The organism is Rhizobium sp. KDH_Rht_773_N (genome assembly GCF_052946295.1).
In genome coordinates, this window is sequence record NZ_CM129525.1 from 873,772 (window position 1) to 897,142 (window position 23,371).

The following is a 23,371-nucleotide window of genomic DNA, read 5'->3' on the forward strand; positions in this document are numbered from 1 at the left end:
ACAACGGACCTACATCGGCTATTGAGCATTCCCGCTCTTCCTGCGGAGCAAACAAGCATGACCACCGATCTCCTGACGCTTTTCGATGCCGATGAAGCGACGATGCGCAAGCATGTCGCCGAGGCGCTCTCCGGCGCCGACGACGGCGAGCTTTTCATCGAGCACGCGCAGGCGGAATCGCTGAGCTTCGACAACGGCCGCCTCAAGGGCGGCAGCTTCAATACCGAGCAGGGTTTTGGCCTGCGCGCGGTGGCCGGCGAGGCCGTCGGCTATGCGCATGCAGGGGATCTCTCCGTTTCGGCGCTGAAGCGGGCGGCCGATGCGGTCGGCGCCGTCACGCGCGGCTATTCCGGCTCCTACGCCGCCGCCCCCCAGGGCACCAACCGCAAGCTCTATACCGACGAGAACCCGATCGGCTCGCCGACCTTCGAGGAGAAGGTGAAGGTGCTGACGGATATCGACGCCTATCTGCGCAGCAAGAACGACAAGGTGCGGCAGGTCACGGCATCCGTTGCCGCAAGCTGGCAGGTGGTCGACATCCTGCGCGCCGACGGCCATCGCGTGCAGGATATCCGGCCGATGACGCGCATCAACATCTCGGTCGTGGTCGGCGAAGGCGACCGCCAGGAAAGCGGCTCCTACGGCCAGGGCGGCCGCATCGGTTTCGGCGATTTCATCGCGACCGGCAGCTGGCAGCACGGTGCGGACGAGGCGCTGCGCCAGGCGCTCGTCAATCTCGAAGCGATCGATGCGCCGGCCGGCACGATGGATGTGGTGCTCGGCTCCGGCTGGCCGGGCGTCATGCTGCACGAGGCCGTGGGCCACGGGCTTGAAGGCGACTTCAACCGCAAGAAGACGTCCGCCTTTGCAGGCCTGCTCGGCCAGATGGTGGCCGCCCCCGGCGTCACCGTCGTCGACGACGGCACGATCGACAGCCGCCGCGGCTCGATCACCATCGACGACGAAGGCACGCCGTCCGCCTACAACGTGCTGATCGAAAACGGCAGGCTCGTCGGCTACATGCAGGACCGGCAGAACGCCCGGCTGATGGGCATGGCGCCGACCGGCAACGGCCGCCGCCAGGGCTACGCCCATGTGCCGATGCCGCGCATGACCAACACCTATATGCTCGGCGGCACCAAGACGCCGGAAGAGATCATCGCCTCGGTCAAGAAGGGCATTTACGCCGTCTCCTTCGGCGGCGGCCAGGTGGATATCACATCGGGCAAGTTCGTCTTCGGCTGCACCGAGGCCTATCTCATCGAAAACGGCAAGATCGGCGCGCCGATCAAGGGCGCCATGCTGATCGGCAACGGCCCGGATGCGATGAAGCGCGTATCGATGATCGGCAACGACATGAAGCTCGATACCGGCATCGGCAATTGCGGCAAGGCCGGCCAGTGGGTTCCGGTCGGCGTCGGCCAGCCGCATCTGCGCATGGATCAGGTGACAGTCGGCGGCACACAGGCCTGAGAGGTGCTGCCATGGTCGAAATCGAAATCAGAACCTTTGCGCCTGATGATGCCGACGGCGTGATCTCCGTCATCCTGCCGATCCAGCGCGAAGAGTTCGGCATCGACATCACCGCCGACGCGCAGCCGGACCTGCGCGTCATTCCCGACTTCTATCAGTCCGGCAAGGGCCAGTTCTGGGTTGCGGTGAAAGACGGCGCCATCGTCGGCACGCTCGGCCTCAAGGATATCGGCAACAATCAGACCGCCCTTCGCAAGATGTTCGTAGCGTCCGAGGTGCGCGGGCGCGAGCACGGCGTCGCCGCCCGGCTGCTCGAAGCCCTCTTTGCCCATGCCGGCAAGGTCGGCGTGACCGATATCTTCCTCGGCACGACGGACAAGTTTATCGCCGCGCACCGGTTTTACGAAAAGAACGGCTTTACAGAGGTTTCCGAGAGAGACCTGCCCCGGTCGTTTCCGCTGATGGCCGTCGACAGCAAGTTCTATCGGCGCAAGGTGGTCGCAAACTAGAGCATTTCCGGCGAAAACGGAGTCGCCTTCAATGCTCTAACTCATTGTTTTCCCGAAATTCCGGACGCAAAACCGGTTCCCACCTTTGCTGGAATTGCTTTAGCGGCGGATCAGGCGTCAGGCCTGAACTTCCATTTCCGCTCGATCGCGGCGGCGAGGTCTACCTCATGGCGCCGGGCAAAGAGCAGCACGTGGCCCAAGATATCGGCGGTCTCGTCGGCGAGGTCGCGCTCCATGTCCTCGGGCGAGCGGCCCCTGGTACGGCCGCGGCCGGTCAGGCGGTTCCAGGCCTGGGTCAGTTCGCCCATTTCCTCCTGCAGCTTCAGCAGGAACCAGTCGGCATCGCGCTCGATGTCGTTGGCGGCGGCGTAGGCGGACGACGAGATCTCGAACTGGTCGGCGAGGCGTTGCAGCATGGCGTTCTCCTTTTGTTTATGAGGAGAGCGCCGATTCCCCGATATTGTCCAGAGCCGGCAGATCAGCCCTGGTTCGGCAGGAGCATGCAATCGTACGAGCGCTTCCTCAGCGCATCGCAGGCAGAGGTCGCGTCTTCCTTGCTCTGGAAGCCGACGAAACGGGCGCGGTAGACCGCATTCGCACCCTTGCCGACAGCTTCCGTATAGGGCGAAGCCGACAGGAGCGGCGCGCCGGCCTCGGACTGCGCCTGGGCAAGAAGCGCGCGGGCGGCATCGGCACTCGGGGCGGCGGAAATCTGGATCTGCCAGCCGCCGGCCTTGCCGGCCGGCGCCTTTGCCGTCTTGCCGGCATTCATGATCTCGTCCATTGCCGCCGGGCGCTCCAGCGGGACAACGCCGCCATCGGCAAAACCGAGCGCCTTCGGCGCCGGTGCTGCCGCATCGTCCGCAAGGCGCGGCGCGTTGGCCGGGACCGGAACATCGGCATCGTCAGCGGCGGAAGCGACCTCGACCTGCTGCTTGGCGTTGACGCTGGCGGTCAGCCCGGCGCTGCCGGAGGAAGCGCGTCCCATGTAACGGTCCAGCAATCCGGCCATCTTGGCGTCGCGGGCGCGGGCGGTGCGCCCGCCGAGCACCACGCCGACGAGGCGGCGGTTGCCGTCCCTGACGGCGCTGACGATGTTGAAGCCGGAGGCATTGGTATAGCCGGTCTTGATGCCGTCCATGCCCTGATAGCGGTACATGAGATTGTTGTGGCCGCGGATGGTCTTGCCGCGGAAATTGAAGCTGGCGATGGAGAAGAGGCGATATTCGTTCGGATAGTTCCTCATCAGCGCCACGGCGAGCGTGGACATGTCGCGTGCCGTCGTGACCTGACGCTTGTCCGGCAGGCCGGAGGCGTTGAAGAAACTGGTGCGGCTCATGCCGAGCTGGCGAGCCCTCTGGGTCATCAACCGGGCAAAATTGCTTTCCGAACCGCCGAGCTTCTCGCCCATCGCAGCGGCCGCGTCATTGGCGGATTTGACAATCATGCCGTAGACCGCCTCGCGCACGGTGATCGTACCGCCTGCCCTGACACCGAGCTTCGTCGGCGGACGGGAGGCCGCATATTTCGACATGGTGATCGGCGTGTCCCAGGTGATCTTGCCGCGGTTCAACGCCTCGAAGGTGAGATAGAGCGTCATCATCTTCGTCAGCGAAGCCGGATAGTTCAGCACATCGCCGTTTTCGGAGGCGAGGACCTTGCCGGTGCGGGCATCGAGCACGAGAGAGGCGCTGCCGGCGAAGGCCGCAACGGGTGCAGAAAGTGCCAGCGTCGCGGTCAGAATGGCAGCCCAAAGCCTTCTCATGCACTTCCCCTCATTATTTCCGGCGAACCGATGCAACCGGAATATGTCCCGTATTGCGACAGATGCCCACAATCTGTCGCGACTTTGAGGCAACGGCCAAGATTTTTCCAAGCTTTTGTTCCGCTTGGTTAATGGCCGATAAAGAAACCGTTTTTCCAGCCGGATTCAGCAAGGTTTAACGGCGCCATTGCTAGCCTGTGTGACACGAATACAAAGCGGGGTCACGGAAAAAATGGGGCAGTGGAAGCGGCGCCTGAAACGCATCGCGATCGGCGGCGGGCTGGAAGCGGCGTGGCTGGCAAGTGCTGCCGGGCTCATGAAAGAGGCCCGCGGACGCGGCGTCATCTTCACGCTCCATCATGTCCGCCCGCATGTGGCGCGGCCGTTCGAGCCGAATCAACATCTTGAAATCACTCCTGAATTCCTGGATTCGGCGCTGCGGCGGCTGAAGCGGGCCGGCTATCGTTTCGTCCGGCTCGATGCGTTGCCCTCCCTCCTGTCGGCCCCGCAGGACGACCGCCTGTTCGCCGCTTTCACGCTGGACGACGGATATCGCAACAATCTCGCCCATGCGCTGCCGGTCTTCGAGCGGCATGGCGCACCCTTCACCGTTTTCATAACGCAGGGTTTTGCCGAGGGCTCGCACAGCATCTGGTGGGAAACGCTGGCGCTGCTGCTCGGCAGGGAAAACAGCATCGAGTTCAATTTCGGCCGCGGCAGGGAGAGGCTGGCGCTGGATACGCCCGTCCGGAAATGGGACGCCTTCGACCGGTTCGCCGAGTTTATCCACAGGCAGGACGAAAGCCGCGCCGTCTCCGACGTCGATGCGCTGGCGCGGCGACATGGAATCGAGCCGGTCGACGTGACGCGCGAACTGGTGATGGGGCCGCGGGACCTGCGGAAGCTTTCGGCAAGCCCGCTTGCCAGTCTCGGCGCGCACACGATCAGCCACAGGGCGCTCGCCCGCCTGCCGGATGCGGAAGCGCGCATCGAGATGGAAATCTCGGCGGACTACGTCGAGGAGATCACCGGCATCCGCCCTCGGGCGATCGCCTTTCCCTACGGCACGCCGGAGGCGGCAACGGGCCGCGACGCCGGCCTTGCGGCAAAGCTCGGTTTCACGGTGGCGGTGACGACGCAGCCGGGTTTTCCGGCGGCGGGCCAGCCCACCTACATGCCGCGCATCTCGCTCAACGGCTTTTACCAGAAGCCGCGATACGTTTCTGCGCTCGCATCAGGCATTCCATTGAAACTGCTCGGAAAATAAGGTCCCTACGGGTACATCCGCACCTTGTCCCAGGCGCCTTCGGGCGTCGGCCGGCGAAACTCGATCCGGTCGTGCAGGCGGAACTTCTGGTCTTTCCAGAACTCGATCGAAGTCGGGCGGATGCGAAAGCCGGACCAATAGGACGGGCGCGGAATGTCGCCGATGGCGTAGCGTGCCGTATATTCGGCGACGGCCTTTTCCAGGGCAAAACGGCTTTCCAGCGGGCGCGACTGCCTGGAAGCCCAGGCGCCGATGCGGCTGCCGCGGGCGCGGGTGGCAAAATAGGCGTCGGCCTCGGCCTCGCTGACGATTTCCACAGGGCCGCGCACGCGCACCTGCCGGCGCAGCGTTTTCCAGTGGAAACACAGGGCGGCTTTCTTCTGTCCCAAAATTTCGCGACCTTTCTGGCTCTCGAAATTCGTGTAGAAGACGAATCCGTTGCTATCGAAACCCTTCAGGAGAACCATGCGGACATTGGGCAGCCCCTCTTCATCGACCGTTGCCAGCGCCACAGCGTTGGGGTCGTTGAGTTCGGAAGCCTCCGCCTCCTTCAGCCATTCTCCAAAGAGCTTGAAGGGCTCCTCACTTTCAGTAAAGTCACCACCTGTTAACCCGTTTGCCGACATATTAATTCAAATCCCGAGGTTTTTTAAACTGACCCAGCCGCTCGGACTGGGGAAGGATACAGGGTGGAAGTCATAGCAAAGACACATCGCCATACAAAGGGTTCGCTGCGCCGCAGCGCCAAACTCTCCATCGTCGGTATCGCGATCCTGTCACTTTCCGGCTGCGTGGCCGGAGGGTTCGATTTCCTGAGCTCGGCAAAGGTGGATCGCTCGGTCGCAACCGGCACGGTGCCGCAGCCCGCCCCCAGCACCGATACGCTTTCCGACGAGATGACGGTGCGCAATGCCGTGACCTCGGCCGATATCCAGAAGCTCGAAGGGCAGCCGCTTCCCTGGGCGAACGCCTCCACCGGCAGCGCCGGCGTGATCGACACGATCGTGGAAAATACCGATTCCGGCCAGGTCTGCCGCCAGTTCCGCACGACGCGTCACTCCTATGTCGGCATCGCCAAATTCTACGGCAAGACCTGCCTTGTCGGCGGCGGCAACTGGCAGCTCCTGAGTTTCCAGCCGGAAAGCTGATCCCGCCCGCCCCTTTAGCCTGTTTCGCAGCGATGCGAGCCCTGGCGCCTCAGGGTTAATGCACCGTGCCGATTCGCTTCAATGTTTAGTGAAAGACTAACCATTCGCGGCAAAACACCCCATATCCGGCTCCGGAAATAAGAAGTGATTAGCAACTCTCCCGCACGATCGCCTTTCGAGCGGGCTTTCCTGTCGCCAGAGCGGACGGGAGGGCATGCCATGAGTTGAGTTTCGGTTTCCGGGAACGGCCACGAGGTACATGCCTCCCGGATTGCGACAGCGGCGGTGCGAACAATGCGTGATCCATACAAGGTGCTGGGCGTCAAGCGCGACGCGGGTGCGGACGAAATCAAGGCGGCCTGGCGCAACATGGCCAAGGCCGTGCACCCCGATCACAATCAGGGCGACCCGACGGCGAGCGCACGTTTCGCCGAGATCGGCCGCGCCTACGAAACGCTGAAGGACCCGCGCAAGCGCAATCTTTTCGACAATGCCCTGCGCATGGCGGAAGCCAAGAAGCAGGAACAGACGATCATGCAGCAGCGCCAGGCTGCCCGCGAGGCCGCCGCCCGCGCCAAGGCGGCGCAGGCCAATGCCGAGCGCGTGATGGAAGAGCTCGCACGCGCCAACGCCAGCGCGCAGAAGGCCGCCGCCGCCGGCGCAAGACAGCAGCAGGCCGGCGCATCCGAAGCCGCGGAAGAAATGGTCGAACGCATTTTTGGCGCGCAGGCCGCCCGCGCCGCCGGCGCACAGGGCCAGTCGCAGACCCATTCCCAGCAGGCGCACGCTCAGCAGGCCCATCCTCAGCAAACGCAGGCCAAGCCGCATGCGGCCGACGCGGCAAGGCCGCCTGAACACGAAACGACGGACTCCGAAGCCGCCAGGGCGGAAGAGGAGCACATGGACGCCGCCGTTGCCGCCGGCGCCAACATGTCGCTGCCGCTCAGCCTGCTCACCTCGCTCGTGCGCCGCTTCACCGGCGCCGGCCAGCCGGGCCTGGAGAAGGCTCCCGACGAGGTGGCGACCGCGACGGTGACGATCGAAGACATCATGAACGGAAGCTGGACGACGGTTTCCCTTCCCGAGGGACGCGAAGTGGGCTTCGCCCTGCCCGCCGGCACGACCGAGGGCCATCAGATCCGGCTCAAGGGCCAGGGCTTCAAGCTGCCGGGCATGCAGCGCGGCGATGCCGTCGTCAATATCCACATCGCGCCCGATGCGCGTTTTTCCGTCGACGGTTTCGACGTGCATGCCGTGCTGCCGCTCAACATCGAAAACGCGGTGCTCGGCACCGAGGCGCGCGTGGACGGCCCGCTTGGGCCGGTCAACGTGACGGTGCCGGCCTGGTCCGGTTCCGACAAGACGATCCGCATCCCCGGTCAGGGCCTGCCCAACGACAGCGGCGGAAAAGGCGATCTCGTCGTCGAGTTGCGTATTATGTTGTGGGAAAAGCCCGACGCAAAAGTCACGGACCTCATGCGCAGCATGCGTGAAGGGCTGTTTTTATGAAATTTCAGTGACAATCGCACCCTTTGTTACGATCCCTAACAGTTGATGATCTTTGGCCTGCTTGAACCGATTAACGGCCTATGCCATAGGCAGGATCATCAGAATTCCTAGGGAAGCGAAATATGGCTCAAGCATCCGGCCTCATGGCAGGCAAACGCGGCGTCATCATGGGTGTCGCCAACAATCGTTCGATTGCGTGGGGTATTGCCAAGGCCATTCATGCGCAGGGCGGAGAAGTTGCATTCACCTATCAGGGCGATGCCCTGAAGAAGCGCGTGGAGCCGCTGGCCGCTGAAATCGGCGCCGTCATGGTCGGCCATTGCGACGTGAGCGACGAAACCACGATCGATGCGGTGTTCGAGAATGTCGAGAAACTGTGGGGCAAGATCGATTTCATCGTGCATGCCATCGGCTTCTCCGACAAGGACGAACTGACCGGCCGTTACGTCGATACGACGCCCGACAACTTCGCCAAGACGATGCAGATCTCCGTCTATTCCTTCACCTCGGTCGCTCGCCGCGCCGAGAAGCTGATGACGGAAGGCGGCTCGATGCTCACCCTCACCTATTACGGTGCGGAAAAGGTGATGCCGAACTACAACGTCATGGGTGTCGCCAAGGCTGCCCTCGAAGCGAGCGTCAAATATCTCGCCGTCGATCTCGGACCGAAGAACATCCGCGTCAACGCCGTTTCGGCCGGCCCGATCAAGACGCTTGCCGCCTCCGGCATCGGCGATTTCCGCTACATCCTCAAGTGGAACGAATACAATGCGCCGCTGCGCCGTACCGTGACGATCGAGGAAGTGGGCGATGTCGGCCTCTATCTTCTCTCGGACCTGTCGCGTTCGGTGACGGGTGAAGTGCATCACGCCGACAGCGGCTATCATGTCATCGGCATGAAGGCTGTGGACGCGCCGGATATTTCTGTCATCAAGGACTGATCGTCCTTCCCCAAGCGGAGCCGATCCCCGTGCTTATCTATGTGATCAGACACGGCCAGACCGACTGGAATGCGGAACGCCGCCTGCAGGGGCAGAAGGATATTCCGATCAACGCGATCGGCCGCGAACAGGCAAGACAGAACGGGATCGCCCTTGCGGCGATCCTGAAGGGCAAGGACGGCGAATTCGATTTCGTCGCCAGCCCGCTCGGGCGCACGCGCGAAACCATGGAGATCATGCGATCGGCCATGGGGCTGCCGCCCAAGGACTACCGCACAGACGAACGGCTGGTCGAAGTCTCCTTCGGCGACTGGGAAGGCTATACGCTCAAGCAGCTCAGGGCCTCGCAGGCCGAGCGCGTGAGCGAACGCAACATCAACAAGTGGGATTTCATTCCGCCGGGCGAGGATGCGGAAAGCTACGAGATCATGTCGTGGCGCACCGGCGCCTGGCTGAATTCGGTCGACAGGCCGACCGTGTGCGTCACCCATGGCGGCGTCATCAGAAGCCTGTTCAAAATGATTTCCAACCTGCCGAAGGACATCGCCTCGGAGGGTGAAATCCCGCAGGACCGGATCTTGAAGATCGAGACGTCGCAGGGCCAGATCGGCTGGATCTGAGCCCGTGCGGCCGCTTACTTGACGATGTCGAGATCGTTGATGACGCGCTTGCCGTCGACTTCCGTGTAGAAAATCACCACCTTGACGCCGGCCTTCAGCCCCTCGAAATCGAATTCGGCAGGCGCCTGATAGGTCTTGCCGTCATCGAGCGTCAGCACGAGATTGGTCGTGTCGACCTTCTTGATCGTCGCCTCGACATCGGCGCTCTCGGCAAAACTGTTCATGGGCGACAGAAAGTTTGCCGTGGCCAGAAGCGTAGCAATAACGAAACGCATGTCGGCAATCCCTTTGAAACGCTGCCGTAGATATCGAATGGCCACAGATAAACTCCTGAATATGGCGAAAATTGCCCGGAAGAATGGCTTTGCGCGCCCAATTGATGAATAGGATTTTACGGATAATCAAGAGGCTCTGTTCACCGTCTTTTTCTCTCTGTTTGCGCGATTTAGCAGGCCCGAATTCGCGCAATCGTAAATTAACTCCTGCACCCTACAGTCAGCCCGAATGTAGGGGTGGGTGATTTGCAATCTCGGCTGAGCAACGGCAACCAGCTGCGGCGTATTCTCAAGAATACGCGCGTTTCCCTGCTGGTTTCCGCCCTGGTGGCGGTCGTCGTTATTGCCGTCGGCTTCGCCCTCGACAGAGCCAATACTGCCGCCTACCTGCGCGAGCTGCAAATCCGCACGGAAAACGAGACGAACCTGATCCGCGCCCGCATGACGGCGCAGATCAACATGGACATTACCGCCGTCCGCGACCTTTCCAACCTGATCTCGCTGAGCACGCAGGCGAACGAGGTCGAGATGGAGCGGCAGATCAACTGGCTGCTGATCCAGAACCCGCATTTCATCCATATCGCGCTCGCGCCGGATTTCATCGTCCGGTCGGTCTTTCCGGCGCAATCGGGCAAGGACAGGATCGGCAAGGACGTGCGCGAGCGGCTGATGGAACGCATGTCGATCAGCCGCAATTCGGGCGACCAGTCGGCCCGCTTCTACGGTCCCTTCAGGACGACGGACGGGGAAGACGCCTTTGCGATCTTCTTTCCTGTCTTCGTCAAGCAGAACGGCCAGCGCCGCATCTGGGGCGCGGTCGAAGTGGTCATAGACCAGGACATGTTCTACGAGGCGACGGGCCTGAAGCCGGCGCGCAACAGCGAAAACCAGGAGCGCTACCCGCATCTCGACCATCTGTCGATCGCCGTGCGCGACATCGGCGTGCCCGACGAGACGGCCGCGCCCTTCTTCGGTCCCGCCGATATTTACGGCATGGAACCGCTGCGGCGCAAAATCAGCTTCGCGGGCGGGCGGTGGGAACTGGCGGCGGTGCCGAACGGCGGCTGGCATGCCGTGCCCGAAAACCAGACCGAACTGCGGCTGATCATCGTGGCCGCGGGCTGCGTGATCATCATCCCGATTTTCTTCGCCACCCTGCTGCTTGGCGAGCGCAACCGCAATATCGCCGAGCTCGAGGCCCGCGAGGCCAAGCTTCTGGAACTGTCGCAGCGCCTCAACCTGGCGCTGGAATCCTCGCGAATCGGCATATGGGAACTGCAGGAAAACGCCACCAGCCTTGCCTGGGACGCCCGCGCCTCCACCCTTCACGGCCTCAAGGCCGTCGAAGGCAGCCGGCCGCTGGAAGTGTGGCTTTCGACGATCGTGCCCGAGGACCGGGAAATCGCCGAGGTTCATTTCCTGGGCTGCAGCATCGCCGGAGAGGCCTGCACGGCGCAGTACCGGGTAACGCGCGAGGACGGCCGTATCCGCCACCTGCGCTCCATCGGCGCCTTCTATACCGATGCCGGCGGCACCGGAAAGACGATCGGCATCGTCTGGGACGTGACGGCGGATGCGGAAGTCACCAACACGCTTCGCCTCGCCAAGGAAACGAGCGAACTCAAGAATGCCGAGCTGGAACTGGCGCTGGAGGAACTTTCAAGCCGCGAGGCGGAGCTTTCCGAGCTTTCCGGCAAGCTCGACCTGGCGCTCGATTCCTATCAATGCGGCATCTGGGAGGCCGTTCTCGGCAAGGCCGGCTCGATCTGGGACGAGCGCATGCACGAACTCTACGGATTGAAGCAGAGCAATGCCTTCGTCACCGAAGAGACCTGGCTCTCCCGCATCCACCCCGACGACCGCGGGCTGGCGCTCGAAAGCGCACGGCATTTCAAGCAGGTCGGGGATACGCATACGCTGGTCTGCCGCGTGCCCGACGAAAACGGCGGCGTGCGCTATGTGCGTTCCGTCGGCAAGGTGCACCGTACGCCGACCGGCGAGATGAAGATCATCGGCATCGCCTTCGATTCCACCGAGGACGCCCTGATGACCCTGCGCCTCAAGGCCGCCAAGGACGAGGCGATCGCGAATAATATCGAACTTGAACTCGCCAAGAACAGGATCGAGCACAATTCGCTGCACGACCCGCTGACTTCGCTCGCCAACCGCCGCAAGCTCGATATCGCGCTGGAAAACCTCACAGACGCCGGCCGCAGCGAGCGGCAGAAATTCGCGATCCTGCATATCGATCTCGACCGCTTCAAGGAAATCAACGACACGCTGGGACATGCCGCCGGCGACGCGATGCTGGTGCATGCGTCGCGCGTGCTTTCCAGGAACCTGCGCGACAGCGACGTCGTCGCCCGCATCGGCGGCGACGAATTCGTCATCCTCTCCTTCGACGCGGGCGATGGGGACATGGCGGAGCTTGCCGGCCGCATCATCGAGGAAATGCGCCAGCCGATCGATTTCCAGGGCTTTGCCTGCCGCTGCGGCGTGTCGATCGGCATTGCGCTGGCAAACGGCATCCATGTCGACGCCCGCAAGGTGCTGATCAATGCCGATATCGCGCTCTACCGCGCCAAGAGCCTCGGCCGCAACCGCTTCGAATTCTTCAATCACAATCTGCAGGCCGATATCATCAACAACAAGCGCACGGCCGACGAGATCCTCGCCGGCATCGACAATGGCGAGTTCACGGCCTGGTACCAGCCGCAGTTCTGCGCCCGCTCGATGAAGCTGACCGGCGTCGAGGCGCTGGTGCGCTGGCGCCATCCCTCCAGGGGCCTGCTGACGCCCGACAAATTCCTGCGCATCGCCGACGAGATCAACGTCGTGCAGACGCTCGACCGCATCGTGCTGGAGACGGCGCTGCGCGACAAGATGCGCTGGGCCGCGCAGGGCATCCACGTGCCGAAGATCTCCGTCAACGTTTCGGCCCGGCGCCTGCATGACGGCAGCCTGCTGGAATCGCTTGGCGACCTGCAGATCGGCCCCGGCGAAATCTCCTTCGAGCTGGTGGAATCCATCTTCCTCGACGAGAGCGAGGACGTCGTTTCGCAAAACCTCGAACGGATCAAGGCGCTCGGCATCGATATCGAGATCGACGATTTCGGCACGGGCCATACGTCGATCGTCTCGCTGCTGAAGCTCAAGCCGAAGCGCCTGAAGATCGACCGGCAGCTCGTGCAACCGATCGTCGCCTCCTCGCAGGAGCGCGCGCTCGTCAGTTCCATCATCGACATTGCCCGTTCGCTCGGCGTCGAAACCGTGGCCGAGGGCGTCGAGACGCTTGACCATGCCGAACTGCTGCGCGATCTCGGCTGCGATCTGCTGCAGGGCTACGCCTTCGCACGCCCCCTCTCCTTCGACGATTTTTCCATCGAGGCGCGCGGCACGGCCTGGCTGCTGGCGTCCTGACGCCGGAACGTGCGGGGCCATCCCCGGCAGAGGCCGGAAATACCATTTCCCCGATCGCGCCTTCAGGCGCAAAGAAAGGCTTTTGCCTGAACGGCTTTTTGGCCTATGAGTGTCGCGCCTTTTTACGTAGTGGCGCGGCCGGTGACGACCGGTTTAGCGCATCCGGCGGGAACACATGTCGCACAATACATTCGGTCATCTCTTCCGTGTAACCACCTGGGGCGAAAGCCACGGGCCGGCGCTCGGCGCCGTCGTCGACGGCTGCCCTCCGGGGCTGCGCTTCAAGCTCGAGGACCTGCAGGCCTGGCTTGACAAGCGCAAGCCCGGCCAGAGCCGTTTCGTCACCCAGCGGCGCGAGGACGATCTGGTCAAGGTTCTCTCCGGCGTGATGATGGATGCCGACGGCGAGACGATGATTTCGACCGGCACGCCGATTTCCATGCTGATCGAGAATACCGACCAGCGCTCCAAGGACTATGGCGAGATCGCCCGGCAATACCGCCCCGGCCATGCCGACTATACCTACGACACGAAATACGGCATTCGCGACTATCGCGGCGGCGGCCGTTCGTCCGCCCGCGAGACGGCGGCAAGGGTCGCGGCCGGCGGCATCGCCCGGCTCGTCGTGCCCGGCGTTACCATCCGCGGCGCGCTGGTGCAGATCGGCAAACACAAGATCAACCGCGCCAACTGGGACTGGGATCAGGTCGGGCAGAATCCGTTCTTCGCGCCCGATGCCGAGATCGTGCCGGTCTGGGAAGACTATCTCGACGGCATCCGCAAGGCCGGCTCCTCCATCGGCGCCGTCATCGAAGTGATCGCCGAAGGTGTACCGGCCGGCCTCGGCGCGCCGATCTACGGCAAGCTCGACCAGGATATCGCCTCGCTCCTGATGTCGATCAACGCCGTCAAGGGTGTCGAGATCGGCAACGGCTTTGCGGCGGCCGAGACGAGCGGCGAGGACAATGCCGACGAGATGCGCATGGGCAATGACGGCAAGCCGATCTTCCTGTCCAACAATGCCGGCGGCATCCTCGGCGGCATCTCGACCGGCCAGCCGGTCGTCGCCCGCTTCGCCGTCAAGCCGACCTCCTCCATTCTCACCGAACGGCAGTCGATCGACGCGGACGGCAAGAATGTCGATATCCGCACCAAGGGCCGTCACGACCCCTGCGTCGGCATCCGCGCGGTGCCGATCGGCGAGGCGATGGTCGCCTGCGCCATTGCCGACCATTATCTTCGCGACCGCGGCCAGACCGGCCGGCTGAAATAGGACCAGTCCCATGCCTTACGACCAGAAGCGCGTTGTCGATGCTATCAGGGCTTTCGAAGCCGGCGAGATCGTCGTCGTCATGGACGACAACGACCGTGAAAACGAGGGCGACCTGATCGTTGCCGCCGTGCATGCGACGCCGGAAAAGATGGCCTTCATCGTGCGCCACACGTCCGGCATCGTCTGCGCGCCGATGCCGAAGGAGGAGGCCAAGCGCCTGAACCTCAACGCCATGGTGGCGGAAAACGATTCCGCGCATACCACCGCCTTTACCGTTTCGGTCGATTTCAAGCACGGCACGACAACGGGCATTTCCGCCGACGACCGCACGCTGACGGTGCGCAACCTTGCCAATCCGAATGTCGGCGCAGCGGATTTCGTCCGCCCCGGCCATATCTTCCCGCTCGTTTCGCGCGAAGGCGGCGTGCTGATGCGCTCGGGCCATACGGAAGCGGCGGTCGATCTCTGCAAGCTGGCCGGCTTGCCGCCGATCGGCGTCATCTGCGAACTCGTCAATGACGACGGCACGGTGACGCGTGGCCAGCAGGTCGTGGATTTTGCCGAACAGCACGGGCTGAAGCTCGTCTCGGTCGCCGATCTCATCGCCTATCGCCAGCGCAAGGAAACGCTGATCGAGCTCGGCTCGAGCTTCGATATCGAAACGCCGTTCGGCAAGGCCAAGGCGCATACCTATTCCCTGCCCTGGGATCCGATGCAGCATCTGGCCGTCGTTTTCGGCGATATCCGCGACGGCGTCGATATCCCGGTGCGCCTGCATCCGGAAAACGTGGCCGACGATCTCTTCGGCAAGCGCAAGCCGGTCGATTTCTACATGCAGAAGATCGCCGAAGCGGGTCGCGGCATCATTGTCTACCTGCGCGAAGGTTCCGTCGGCGTCGGCCATTACGACAATGGCCGCAAGGCGCGCAACCAGGGCCGCGAAGCCCATGCCGAAGCGCAGACACGCGACAGCGAATGGCTGGAAATCGGCCTCGGCGCGCAGATCCTGAAGGACCTCGGCGTCGGCTCGATCAAGCTTCTGACCAGCCGCGAGCGCCATTATGTCGGCCTGGAAGGCTTCGGCATCAAGATTTCCAAGACCGAGATCTGCTGATCGGCACCTTCTCCCGCGCGGGGAGAAGGCGGCCCGAAGGGTCGGATGAGGAGGTCTCTCGTGCTGCCCTCGCCATAATTCGCCCTTGGCGTTTGCTGCCCCCCTTATCCGGCTGCCGCAGCTTCTCGCTGGCGGGGCGAAGGCCTATCCCTTCCAACCGTCGAGATAGACGACCTTTTCCACGCCGGCGAAACGGGCCAGACGCTCCAGCTCGGCTTCCAGCTTTTCCAGCCGTCCGGCCGATGGCCTGACGCGCGGCTCCAGCCACAGGCGCTTCACGTCCAGCGTGCCCTTCCTGCGGTCGGCCTTCATGTCGATGCGGCCGATCAGCCTGTCGCCTTCCAGGAGCGGGAAAACGTAATAGCCATATTCGCGCTTCGGTTCCGGCACGAAGATCTCGATGCGATAGAAAAAGCCGAACAGTCTTTCTGTCCGGTTTCGGTCGCGGATCATCGGGTCAAACGGGCTGAGCACCCGGATTCGGACCGGGGCTTCCGGATAGGCATCGAGCGTGCCAAGGAAATCGGCAAAGGCCCATGAGGCGCGCGGCTTGCCGCCGAGCGCCGGCTCGATCAGCACTTCGACCAGTTCGTCGCGGTGCCCGGCCACCCAGGCCTTGGCCTCGTCCGGCGACAGCAGATCCCAGAAGGCGGCGATTTCGCCGTGGGTGGCAAAGCCGAGGCGGGACAGCGCGCTGCGACAGGCCCAGTCGACGAATTCCTCGCGGCTGACCTCCGGCTCGTGGAATTCGGCGGGAATGACGCGCTCGGCAAGATCGTAGATCTTCTGGAAATTGGAGCGGCCGGCAATGGCGAATTTGCCGATACGCCAGAAATATTCGAGCGCCGTCTTGTTCGGGTGCCAGTTCCACCAGCCGCCGGAGACATGGCCGTCCGCCTTCATGTCGCGGGCAAGGATCGCGCCATCCTTCACCACCCGGTCGTAGGTCTCCTCGAAGGAGGCTTCGAAACCCTCGCCGCGCCATTTGCGCCAGCGCTCGACGATCGCCAGTTCCTCGGCGCGGAACTTGTGCTTCCAGTATTTGAAGAAGGCGCTCGGCAGGATGGAGGCATCATGCGTCCAGTGTTCGAAGAGCGCGCCGTCCTTTTCCAGAAGCGCGGTCAGGTGTTCGCGCCGGTAGGTCTGGTTGCGGGAAAAGAGGATCTGATGGTGGGCGCGCTCGACGGTCTGGATACTGTCCACCTGTACGAAGCCGAGATCGTGGATGAGGTCCAGCAGGCCGGCCTTGGTCAATGCGCGGTTCGGCGGGGCGCTCAGCCCCTGCTTGGCAAGAAAGACGCGGCGGGCATCGGAATTGGAAAGAAGATTCGTCATGGCGCCATCATAGCGCGGAAAATCTTCCTAGCCACCCGATAGCATATTTGCGACGCGCCGATTTTGATCCTTTATCGCATCGTCACGGCCTTATAGAAGCAGGGCGCCAACAAGGGGAGCATCATTGGATATTCGTTTCGAGAGCGCAGGCGCCAGTTTCGGAGCAAGGGTCGCGGTCGAGCCGCTGACATTGTCTCTCACCGAACACCGCCTCGGCATCATCGGCCTCAACGGTTCGGGCAAGACGACCTTCGCGCGGATGATCAACGGGCTGATGAAACCCACGACCGGCAAGGTCCTCGTCAACGGAAAGGATACGCGCGAGGCGAAGGCGGCGCTTGCCGATGTCGGCTTCATCTTCCAGTCGCCGCAGAACCAGATCATCCTGCCGATCGTCAGGGACGATATCGCTTTCGGGCTGAAAGGCCGAGGCCTCAGCAAGGCGGAGATCGAGCGCCAAGTCGAGCGCGTGCTTTCCCGCTTCAATGCCGAGGCGCTGGCCGATCGCCGCGCGCACGAGCTTTCCGGCGGCGAGCTGCAGATCGCCGCCCTCTGCTCGGTGCTGGCGACCGGCCCCGATATACTGATCCTCGACGAGCCGACCAACCAGCTCGATCTTAGAAACCGCGTGCTGGTGCAGAAGACGATCGAGGGGCTGGAAGAAAACGTCGTCGTCATCACCCACGATCTCGAGCTGATTTCCGGCTTCGAGCGGGTGCTGCTGTTCCACGACGGCAAGCTGGCAGCCGATGCGCCGGCGGCCGAAGCGATCGCACGCTACAGGGAGCTCGCTGCCTGATGCAATCGTTCTATGTCGAAGGCAACAGCGCGCTGCACCGGCTTTCGCCGCGGGTCAAGATCGTCTCGCTGTTCCTGCTCGGCTTCCTGCTTTTCATCGGCGGCAATCTTTCCCTGCTTGCCGCCGTCACGCTGCTGACGGCGCTGATCTACGGCAGCGTCGGCCTGTCGTTGAGGCAATCGGCCGCCCGGTTGCGGCCCATCTTCCTGACGATTGCGGTCGTGGCTCTCTTCACCCTCATCGTCAACCCCTGGCACGAGGCGCTGGCGACGCTTCTGCGGCTGACGGCCCTGATGCTGTTTGCCGCCGCGGTCACGGCCACGACGACGATCACCCAGTTCATGGACGAGATAGCAGCACTTGCCCGCCCGCTGGAGCGGACGGGCTGGGTGAGAGCCGACGACATAGGGCTCGCCGTCGGCCTCGTCCTGCGGTTCGTGCCAGACATCGTGGCCCGCTACCACGCGATCGGCGAGGCGCATGCGGCACGCGGGCTGAAGGTGCGGGCGACGACGATCCTTATCCCGCTCATCATTCTGACGCTCAGGGATGCGGATAACATCGCGGCTGCGATTGACGCGCGCGGCATTCGGCGGCATGTCAGTTAACGATTCATGAACTGGAGATGACGATGAGCACGCGCGACCTCGTTCTTGCCGCCCTTTTCGCCGCTATTATCGTGGCTCTCGGCCTGCTGCCGCCGATCTATCTCGGCTTTATCCCAGTGCCGATCACGGCCCAATCGCTCGGCGTGATGATGGCAGGCGTCGTGCTCGGCGCAAGGCGCAGCGTGGTTGCCGTGCTGATCGTGCTGGTGCTTGTCGCAGTCGGCCTGCCGGTGCTTTCGGGCGGTCGCGGCGGCTTTGCCGCTTTCGTCGCTCCGACATCAGGCTTCCTGTACGGCTGGGCCTTTGCCGCTTTCGTCACGGGCTTTCTCAGCGAACGGCTTGTTCGCGCAGAACAGTCCGGCCTCGTGCAGACGGTCAGCTTCTTCCTGGCCGCGATGATCGGCGGTATCGTCGTGCTCTACGCTTTCGGCATCGCCTATCTCGCCTTCGCCACCGATACGACCCTGAAGCAGGCATTCGTCGGCAGCATGGCCTTCATTCCCGGCGACGTCGTCAAGGCTTTTGTCGCAGCACTCGTGGGCCGCGCCGTCATGGCCGGATATCCGCTGCTGCCGATCCGCGCCTGATCCTTCCCGCTGATCGGGAAGGCACTAATCCAGAAAACCGTAGAGCCAGTCGCGCGTCTCTTCGGGGAGCGCGGCCGGCGAGCCGTCGTCGCGGCTGCGTGCCTGCCAGGTGATTTCGACCTCGGCGGCCCGTTCGTCGTCGATCTCGGCGGCGATGAGGAAACCGATGGAGCGCACGCCGATCTTGTCGACGGCGGCGGTGAACGTCACGGCCTCATGGTAGTGCAGCGGCCGGTGAAGGATGCAGGAAACCTTGGCGGCAGTATAGGCTGGCTCGTCCTCCACGTCCGGTCTCAACGACCAGAAGCCCGCGAGTGCGGATTCGGCATAGGAAATATAGGAGGCCAGAAACATCTGGCCGTTCATGTCCACATCACGAAACGGTACTCGTATGTCCACCACATCCGGGCGGTTCGTCTTACTCATTTACTGGTCTGCCTTGCAGGTTTTCCCGGTAAGCCTAGCGACGGGGTCCGGCGAAGTAAACGAAACAATTAAAATAGCGTAAACGGCGGGTGGCGGGCCGTTAACCGCGACGACGCGGCTTGTTGAAATCAATGCACAGCGCCCCATCTCGTGTGGATCATGACATATACGATCGATAGAGTGCCGGCATGAGCACCCGTCTTTACGAACATCCGATCTTTCTCGAGCACGTGACCCCATCGGGCCATCCCGAACGCTCCGACCGTATCCGTGCGCTGAATGTGGCGCTGGAGCATCCGAATTTCGAGCGGCTGGACCGCAGGCAGGCGCCGCAGGCCAATGAAGACGCGGTGCTGCTTGCCCATCCGGAGGAGCACCTGATCGCCGTCATGCGGCAGATCCCGGAAGAGGAAGACCGGATCAACCAGCTCGAAGCCGATACCTATGCCAGCCAGAAGAGCCTGCAGGCGGCGCTGACCGGCATCGGCGGGGCGATGGCGGCCATCGACGACGTGTTCCGCGGCAAGGCCGACAATGTCTTCGTCGCGGCCCGCCCGCCGGGGCACCATGCCGAAAAGATGACGGCCATGGGCTTCTGCTTCTTCAACAATGCGGCGATTGCCGCCCGCCATGCGCAGAAGGCGCACGGCGCGGAACGTGTCGCCATCGTCGACTGGGACGTGCATCACGGCAACGGCACGCAGGATATTTTCTGGGACGATCCCTCAGTGCTGTTCTGCTCCACCCACCAGATGCCGCTCTATCCCGGTACGGGCGCCAAGGACGAAAACGGCGCGCATGGCACGATCGTCAATGCGCCGCTGTCGCCCAATGTCGGCAGCGACCATTTCCGCGAGGCGTTCAAATCACGCGTGCTGCCGGCGCTGAACGACTTCCGCCCGGACCTCATCATCATCTCGGCCGGCTTCGACGCGCATCACCGCGATCCGCTGGCGCAGATCAACCTGACGGGCGAGGATTTCGACTGGGCGACGGGGCGGCTTCTGGAGGTTGCCGACCGCAGCGCCAATAACCGGGTCGTCAGCCTGCTCGAAGGCGGTTATGATCTGGAGGGACTCGCCGAGTCGGCGGGCATGCATATCCTCAGAATGATGAAGGGTTGAGAATGACTGACAGCGCCAAGCCGGAGGTTTCCGGCCTCTCCTTCGAAAAGGCGGTTGCCGAACTCGAAAGCATCGTTGCGCGCCTCGAACGCGGCGACGTGGCGCTGGACGAATCCATCGAGATCTACGAGCGCGGCGAAGCGCTGAAGAAGCATTGCGAGACGCTGCTTTCGGCCGCCGAGAACCGCATCGAGAAGATCCGTCTCGACCGCGCCGGCAAGCCGCAGGGCGTGGAACCGCTCGACGGCGCCTGACAGACGGCGAAACTCTCCCCAAGCCGCTTGGCGACCCGCTTCCGACCGATCTATGATCCCCTTTCAAGAAAAAGGGGGACTAAGCGATGACGGACAGATTGAAGGACAAGGTCGCCATTATCTCGGGCGGCGCAACCGGCATGGGAGGGGCCGCCTCCAGGCTCTTTGCGGCCGAAGGCGCGCGGGTTGCCATCATCGACCGCAACGGCGAGGCGGCCGCCGAAACCGTCAGGCAGATCCGCGACGCCGGCGGCGAGGCCGATTTCTGGACGGCCGACGTTTCGCAAGAGGCGGCCGTCAATGCCGCCGTCACCGATGTCGAACAGCGTTTCGGCCCTGTCACCGTCCTGTTCAATCATGCCGGCACGATCGTCATCAAGCCGTTTCTGGAAACCACGCTGCAGGAATGGGACTGGCTGCACGCCGTCAACGTGCGCTCCATGTTCCTGATGACCAAGGCCGTGCTGCCGAGGATGATCGAGGCCGGCGGCGGATCGATCGTCTGCACGTCCTCGATCTCGGCGGTCGCCGCCACGCCGATGGAGGTGCTCTACGATACGACCAAGGGCGCGGTGCATATGTTCGCGCGCGCCATCGCGGTGGAATTCCGCGACCGCAACATCCGCTGCAATGCCGTCTGCCCCGGCTTCATCCGCACGCCGCACGGCCTGCGGGAAGTGAAGGAACTGCAGGCGCATGGCGTCGATGTTTCCGATGCGGCGATTGCCGCCCAGCAGGGGCGGATCGGCGAGCCGGAGGATGTCGCCCGTGCCGCACTCTATCTTGCCAGCGACGAATCGAGCTTCGTCAACGGTGCGCATCTGTTCGTCGACAACGGCTTTACCGCGATCTGACGAGCCCTCTTGCGACATCTCGCGAGACGCTGATTCCAGCCACCGGAAGCAGCGCCAAGACTATTTCAGGCCGACGACGGCGCGGGCCGCCCGTCCGGTCATGCCGGGAGCGGAGCCCCTGCCGATGGCATGATCCTATTTTTCCTTGGGCTGCGGACTTTCCGGAAGGAGGAGGCCACTGTAGGCCGAAAACTTGGTGTAGGTCGTGCGGGCATAGACTTCCGGCAGATTGAGCTTCATCGCCTCCCGCATGGGCTGCGGTGCTTCGGATCCGGCAAGGCGGGCCGTATCGTGGCCGAAAAGGAACCCTGTCGAACCCGTGGACACGATATCGACGATACCAGCATCGACGATTTCACCCTGGCCGATCACGATGGAGTTGTCTCCGAGCAATGGGATCTGGGGCTTGTCCCCCTTCTCGCCCATCCATCCGAGATTGGCGGCCCCCATCGCCGCGTTGTTGTTGCCGTTGTCGCAATAGACCATGGTGATGATATAGCGACCGGGTTCGATTGCCCGGAACGACGTGCGGATGTCCTCAACGGCAGCAGCCTTGGCAACCGCAGGCAGGTTGAACGTCATCATCTGAAGCGAAAGCTTGGCGAAGTCCTTCAATGCCGCATTGCCATAGACGCCGGTAGGCTGTCCTATCTCGACGAAGGGTCCCGGATCGATCCTGCCATCGACGACCTTCTGGAGGCGAACGCGTCCGCGCGCACAATATACGCCATCCCAAGAGACACGCACCACGGCTGCCGCGCCTTTCTCCTGAACCATGGATTGCGCCTGCTTGCCGGCGGCCTTGGCGCTCTCGCTCATTTTCAGCGAATTGGGATTTGCCGCGCAGGATGAAAGAACGGTCAGGGCCGCAATCAGGCCGGCAGCCAGCAGTCGCTTATTTCTCATTTTAAATCCGTAGTTCCAATATGTCGTGCATATTCATGGCCATCAAATGCCTCTTTTGGTTGCAGTTGTCTCAACCACAAGCAAGGATTTTTCGCTTTCATACATCGTAAAAGTGTACTTTGGTGAAGGAGTCATTTATGGGAAAGAACAGATTGAGCGGTCCGCATATCGGGTCTTGTGGTGGAGCTTGCCTCCGTCGCTGTTCCGGCTAAGGTGCGCCGTCCGAACGGAGACCCGTCATGTCCTTCTTCCCCGGTAAAGATCCCCTGCCCGGCGACGCCTTTGCCTGCGATGCGATCGAGAACCTGATCATTCCGCGCAGCAGCGATATCGGCGGTTTCCAGGTGCGTCGCGCCCTGCCGACGCGCCAGCGCCGGCTTGTCGGGCCGTTCATCTTCTTCGACCGCATGGGGCCGGCGATCCTGAAGCCGGACGAGGCGCTGGACGTGAAGCCGCATCCGCATATCGGGCTTTCGACCGTCACCTATCTCTTCAACGGCGAAATCCGCCATCGTGACAGTCTCGGCACCGAAAAGGTCATCCGCCCCGGCGACATCAACCTGATGACGGCCGGCCGCGGCATCGTGCATTCGGAGCGCACGCCGGACAACCTGCGCGGCCATCCGCTGTCCATGTCCGGGCTGCAGACATGGCTGGCGCTGCCCGACGACAAGGAGGAGATCGACCCGTCCTTCGCCCATACCGAAAAGAGCGACATGCCGGTCATCGACGAGGGCGGCGTTGCCGGCCGCGTCGTCATCGGCTCGTTCGAGGGGCTGAGCTCGCCGGTCAAGGTCTTCACCGATACGCTCTATGCCGATATCGCCCTGCAGCCGGGCTCGAAATTTCCCTTCGGTGCCGCCCACGAAGAGCGCGCGATCTATGTGCTCTCGGGCGAGGTCGTCATTGCCGGCGACCGGTTTGCGGCAGACCAGCTTCTCGTCTTCCGGCCGGGGGACGCGATCACGCTGGAAGCCGGCGGGCAAGGCTGTCACCTGATGCTGTTCGGGGGTGCCGCGCTCAATTCCAGGCGCTACATATGGTGGAATTTCGTTTCCTCCTCAAAGGAGCGCATCGAGAAGGCCAAGGAGGAATGGCGCACCGGCCGCTTCGATATCGTTCCCGGCGACGAAGAGGAATTCGTGCCTTTGCCGGAGGGCTGAA

General features: G+C 62.9%; 24 protein-coding genes. 17 read left to right on the plus strand and 7 right to left on the minus strand.

Going from position 1 to position 23,371, the window contains the following annotated elements:
- The first annotated feature begins 57 nt into the window (after nt 1-57).
- Entirely contained in the window at nt 58-1,473 is a 1,416-nt protein-coding gene (gene tldD / locus ACU8HS_RS04570; RefSeq protein ID WP_447015481.1) for a metalloprotease TldD, read from the plus strand.
- A gap of 11 nt (nt 1,474-1,484) precedes the next feature.
- The gene (locus tag ACU8HS_RS04575; protein ID WP_112758201.1) at nt 1,485-1,982 is read left to right on the plus strand and encodes a GNAT family N-acetyltransferase; all 498 of its coding nucleotides are present in this window, start codon (nt 1,485-1,487) and stop codon (nt 1,980-1,982) included.
- Nucleotides 1,983-2,092: 110 nt separating this feature from the next.
- Here the strand turns inward: ACU8HS_RS04575 and ACU8HS_RS04580 are convergent, their stop codons facing one another.
- The gene (locus tag ACU8HS_RS04580) at nt 2,093-2,398 is read right to left on the minus strand and encodes a pyrophosphatase (RefSeq protein WP_112573390.1); all 306 of its coding nucleotides are present in this window, start codon (nt 2,396-2,398) and stop codon (nt 2,093-2,095) included.
- A gap of 62 nt (nt 2,399-2,460) precedes the next feature.
- Nucleotides 2,461-3,747 (minus strand): D-alanyl-D-alanine carboxypeptidase family protein, encoded by a 1,287-nt coding sequence (locus tag ACU8HS_RS04585; protein ID WP_112573388.1) that lies wholly within the window; start codon nt 3,745-3,747, stop codon nt 2,461-2,463.
- A gap of 232 nt (nt 3,748-3,979) precedes the next feature.
- Here ACU8HS_RS04585 and ACU8HS_RS04590 point away from each other — a divergent pair, with 232 nt between their 5' ends.
- Nucleotides 3,980-5,014 (plus strand): polysaccharide deacetylase family protein, encoded by a 1,035-nt coding sequence (locus ACU8HS_RS04590; RefSeq protein ID WP_112758199.1) that lies wholly within the window; start codon nt 3,980-3,982, stop codon nt 5,012-5,014.
- Nucleotides 5,015-5,019: 5 nt separating this feature from the next.
- Here the strand turns inward: ACU8HS_RS04590 and pdxH are convergent, their stop codons facing one another.
- Nucleotides 5,020-5,640, minus strand: coding sequence for a pyridoxamine 5'-phosphate oxidase (gene pdxH / locus ACU8HS_RS04595; RefSeq protein WP_112573383.1), 621 nt, complete (start codon nt 5,638-5,640; stop codon nt 5,020-5,022).
- Nucleotides 5,641-5,703: 63 nt separating this feature from the next.
- Here pdxH and ACU8HS_RS04600 point away from each other — a divergent pair, with 63 nt between their 5' ends.
- The 4 genes from ACU8HS_RS04600 (at nt 5,704) to ACU8HS_RS04615 (ending at nt 9,232) form a co-directional block, all read left to right on the plus strand.
- Complete coding sequence (locus ACU8HS_RS04600) at nt 5,704-6,162, plus strand: RT0821/Lpp0805 family surface protein (protein ID WP_112758198.1); 459 nt, start codon at nt 5,704-5,706, stop codon at nt 6,160-6,162.
- Between the two features lie 294 nt (nt 6,163-6,456).
- On the plus strand, nt 6,457-7,671 hold the full coding sequence (locus tag ACU8HS_RS04605) for a DnaJ C-terminal domain-containing protein (protein ID WP_112758196.1): 1,215 nt from the start codon (nt 6,457-6,459) through the stop codon (nt 7,669-7,671).
- Nucleotides 7,672-7,793: 122 nt separating this feature from the next.
- A complete protein-coding gene (gene fabI / locus ACU8HS_RS04610) occupies nt 7,794-8,612 on the plus strand; it encodes an enoyl-ACP reductase FabI (RefSeq protein WP_112758194.1) in 819 nt (272 codons plus the stop codon).
- 29 nt (nt 8,613-8,641) lie between these two features.
- Nucleotides 8,642-9,232, plus strand: a complete 591-nt coding sequence (locus tag ACU8HS_RS04615; protein ID WP_112758192.1) for a histidine phosphatase family protein — start codon at nt 8,642-8,644, stop codon at nt 9,230-9,232.
- Nucleotides 9,233-9,246: 14 nt separating this feature from the next.
- On the opposite strand, the gene ACU8HS_RS04620 is transcribed toward ACU8HS_RS04615, so the two are convergent.
- Nucleotides 9,247-9,507, minus strand: coding sequence for a DUF1344 domain-containing protein (locus ACU8HS_RS04620; RefSeq protein WP_112573373.1), 261 nt, complete (start codon nt 9,505-9,507; stop codon nt 9,247-9,249).
- A 246-nt stretch (nt 9,508-9,753) separates the two neighbouring features.
- Between ACU8HS_RS04620 and ACU8HS_RS04625 the strand changes: the two genes are divergently transcribed.
- From ACU8HS_RS04625 to ribB, 3 genes are all read left to right on the plus strand, one after another.
- Nucleotides 9,754-12,927: a bifunctional diguanylate cyclase/phosphodiesterase gene (locus tag ACU8HS_RS04625; RefSeq protein ID WP_447015482.1), complete on the plus strand. Its 3,174-nt coding sequence runs from the start codon at nt 9,754-9,756 to the stop codon at nt 12,925-12,927.
- Between the two features lie 175 nt (nt 12,928-13,102).
- On the plus strand, nt 13,103-14,200 hold the full coding sequence (gene aroC / locus ACU8HS_RS04630) for a chorismate synthase (RefSeq protein ID WP_112758187.1): 1,098 nt from the start codon (nt 13,103-13,105) through the stop codon (nt 14,198-14,200).
- Nucleotides 14,201-14,210: 10 nt separating this feature from the next.
- Nucleotides 14,211-15,314 (plus strand): 3,4-dihydroxy-2-butanone-4-phosphate synthase, encoded by a 1,104-nt coding sequence (ribB, locus tag ACU8HS_RS04635; RefSeq protein ID WP_112573367.1) that lies wholly within the window; start codon nt 14,211-14,213, stop codon nt 15,312-15,314.
- 144 nt (nt 15,315-15,458) lie between these two features.
- Here the strand turns inward: ribB and ACU8HS_RS04640 are convergent, their stop codons facing one another.
- Nucleotides 15,459-16,649 (minus strand): winged helix-turn-helix domain-containing protein, encoded by a 1,191-nt coding sequence (locus tag ACU8HS_RS04640; protein ID WP_112758185.1) that lies wholly within the window; start codon nt 16,647-16,649, stop codon nt 15,459-15,461.
- A gap of 124 nt (nt 16,650-16,773) precedes the next feature.
- Here ACU8HS_RS04640 and ACU8HS_RS04645 point away from each other — a divergent pair, with 124 nt between their 5' ends.
- The 3 genes from ACU8HS_RS04645 to ACU8HS_RS04655 are packed head-to-tail and all read left to right on the plus strand — an operon-like array spanning nt 16,774 to nt 18,643.
- Complete coding sequence (locus ACU8HS_RS04645) at nt 16,774-17,448, plus strand: energy-coupling factor ABC transporter ATP-binding protein (RefSeq protein ID WP_112758183.1); 675 nt, start codon at nt 16,774-16,776, stop codon at nt 17,446-17,448.
- Nucleotides 17,448-18,056: a CbiQ family ECF transporter T component gene (locus tag ACU8HS_RS04650; RefSeq protein WP_112573361.1), complete on the plus strand. Its 609-nt coding sequence runs from the start codon at nt 17,448-17,450 to the stop codon at nt 18,054-18,056. The genes ACU8HS_RS04645 and ACU8HS_RS04650 overlap by 1 nt, the downstream gene beginning before the upstream one ends.
- A 23-nt stretch (nt 18,057-18,079) precedes the next feature.
- Complete coding sequence (locus ACU8HS_RS04655) at nt 18,080-18,643, plus strand: biotin transporter BioY (protein WP_113414471.1); 564 nt, start codon at nt 18,080-18,082, stop codon at nt 18,641-18,643.
- A gap of 24 nt (nt 18,644-18,667) precedes the next feature.
- On the opposite strand, the gene ACU8HS_RS04660 is transcribed toward ACU8HS_RS04655, so the two are convergent.
- Entirely contained in the window at nt 18,668-19,069 is a 402-nt protein-coding gene (locus ACU8HS_RS04660; protein ID WP_112573357.1) for an acyl-CoA thioesterase, read from the minus strand.
- A gap of 188 nt (nt 19,070-19,257) precedes the next feature.
- Here ACU8HS_RS04660 and ACU8HS_RS04665 point away from each other — a divergent pair, with 188 nt between their 5' ends.
- The 3 genes from ACU8HS_RS04665 to ACU8HS_RS04675 all read left to right on the plus strand — a co-directional run bounded on the left by ACU8HS_RS04665 (nt 19,258) and on the right by ACU8HS_RS04675 (nt 21,301).
- Nucleotides 19,258-20,193: a histone deacetylase family protein gene (locus tag ACU8HS_RS04665; protein WP_112573355.1), complete on the plus strand. Its 936-nt coding sequence runs from the start codon at nt 19,258-19,260 to the stop codon at nt 20,191-20,193.
- A gap of 2 nt (nt 20,194-20,195) precedes the next feature.
- Nucleotides 20,196-20,447 carry an exodeoxyribonuclease VII small subunit gene (locus ACU8HS_RS04670; RefSeq protein WP_003545921.1) on the plus strand — a complete coding sequence of 84 codons (252 nt, stop codon included), beginning with the start codon at nt 20,196-20,198 and terminating at the stop codon, nt 20,445-20,447.
- 86 nt (nt 20,448-20,533) lie between these two features.
- Nucleotides 20,534-21,301 (plus strand): SDR family NAD(P)-dependent oxidoreductase, encoded by a 768-nt coding sequence (locus tag ACU8HS_RS04675; protein ID WP_112573353.1) that lies wholly within the window; start codon nt 20,534-20,536, stop codon nt 21,299-21,301.
- A gap of 135 nt (nt 21,302-21,436) precedes the next feature.
- On the opposite strand, the gene ACU8HS_RS04680 is transcribed toward ACU8HS_RS04675, so the two are convergent.
- A complete protein-coding gene (locus ACU8HS_RS04680; protein ID WP_113414472.1) occupies nt 21,437-22,207 on the minus strand; it encodes a hypothetical protein in 771 nt (256 codons plus the stop codon).
- 239 nt (nt 22,208-22,446) lie between these two features.
- Between ACU8HS_RS04680 and ACU8HS_RS04685 the strand changes: the two genes are divergently transcribed.
- Nucleotides 22,447-23,370: a pirin family protein gene (locus ACU8HS_RS04685; protein WP_113414473.1), complete on the plus strand. Its 924-nt coding sequence runs from the start codon at nt 22,447-22,449 to the stop codon at nt 23,368-23,370.
- Nucleotide 23,371: the final 1 nt, after the last annotated feature.

Coding starts and splice junctions, on each gene's coding strand:
- ACU8HS_RS04660 (WP_112573357.1), bottom strand. CDS start 19,069: ATGAGTAAGACGAACCGCCCGGATGTGGTGGACATACGAGTACCGTTT.
- ACU8HS_RS04675 (WP_112573353.1), top strand. CDS start 20,534: ATGACGGACAGATTGAAGGACAAGGTCGCCATTATCTCGGGCGGCGCA.
- ACU8HS_RS04580 (WP_112573390.1), bottom strand. CDS start 2,398: ATGCTGCAACGCCTCGCCGACCAGTTCGAGATCTCGTCGTCCGCCTAC.
- ACU8HS_RS04665 (WP_112573355.1), top strand. CDS start 19,258: ATGAGCACCCGTCTTTACGAACATCCGATCTTTCTCGAGCACGTGACC.
- ACU8HS_RS04575 (WP_112758201.1), top strand. CDS start 1,485: ATGGTCGAAATCGAAATCAGAACCTTTGCGCCTGATGATGCCGACGGC.
- ACU8HS_RS04670 (WP_003545921.1), top strand. CDS start 20,196: ATGACTGACAGCGCCAAGCCGGAGGTTTCCGGCCTCTCCTTCGAAAAG.
- ACU8HS_RS04590 (WP_112758199.1), top strand. CDS start 3,980: ATGGGGCAGTGGAAGCGGCGCCTGAAACGCATCGCGATCGGCGGCGGG.
- ACU8HS_RS04680 (WP_113414472.1), bottom strand. CDS start 22,207: ATGAGAAATAAGCGACTGCTGGCTGCCGGCCTGATTGCGGCCCTGACC.
- pdxH (WP_112573383.1), bottom strand. CDS start 5,640: ATGTCGGCAAACGGGTTAACAGGTGGTGACTTTACTGAAAGTGAGGAG.
- ACU8HS_RS04650 (WP_112573361.1), top strand. CDS start 17,448: ATGCAATCGTTCTATGTCGAAGGCAACAGCGCGCTGCACCGGCTTTCG.
- ACU8HS_RS04605 (WP_112758196.1), top strand. CDS start 6,457: ATGCGTGATCCATACAAGGTGCTGGGCGTCAAGCGCGACGCGGGTGCG.
- ACU8HS_RS04685 (WP_113414473.1), top strand. CDS start 22,447: ATGTCCTTCTTCCCCGGTAAAGATCCCCTGCCCGGCGACGCCTTTGCC.
- ACU8HS_RS04640 (WP_112758185.1), bottom strand. CDS start 16,649: ATGACGAATCTTCTTTCCAATTCCGATGCCCGCCGCGTCTTTCTTGCC.
- fabI (WP_112758194.1), top strand. CDS start 7,794: ATGGCTCAAGCATCCGGCCTCATGGCAGGCAAACGCGGCGTCATCATG.
- tldD (WP_447015481.1), top strand. CDS start 58: ATGACCACCGATCTCCTGACGCTTTTCGATGCCGATGAAGCGACGATG.
- ACU8HS_RS04655 (WP_113414471.1), top strand. CDS start 18,080: ATGAGCACGCGCGACCTCGTTCTTGCCGCCCTTTTCGCCGCTATTATC.
- ribB (WP_112573367.1), top strand. CDS start 14,211: ATGCCTTACGACCAGAAGCGCGTTGTCGATGCTATCAGGGCTTTCGAA.
- ACU8HS_RS04620 (WP_112573373.1), bottom strand. CDS start 9,507: ATGCGTTTCGTTATTGCTACGCTTCTGGCCACGGCAAACTTTCTGTCG.
- ACU8HS_RS04585 (WP_112573388.1), bottom strand. CDS start 3,747: ATGAGAAGGCTTTGGGCTGCCATTCTGACCGCGACGCTGGCACTTTCT.
- aroC (WP_112758187.1), top strand. CDS start 13,103: ATGTCGCACAATACATTCGGTCATCTCTTCCGTGTAACCACCTGGGGC.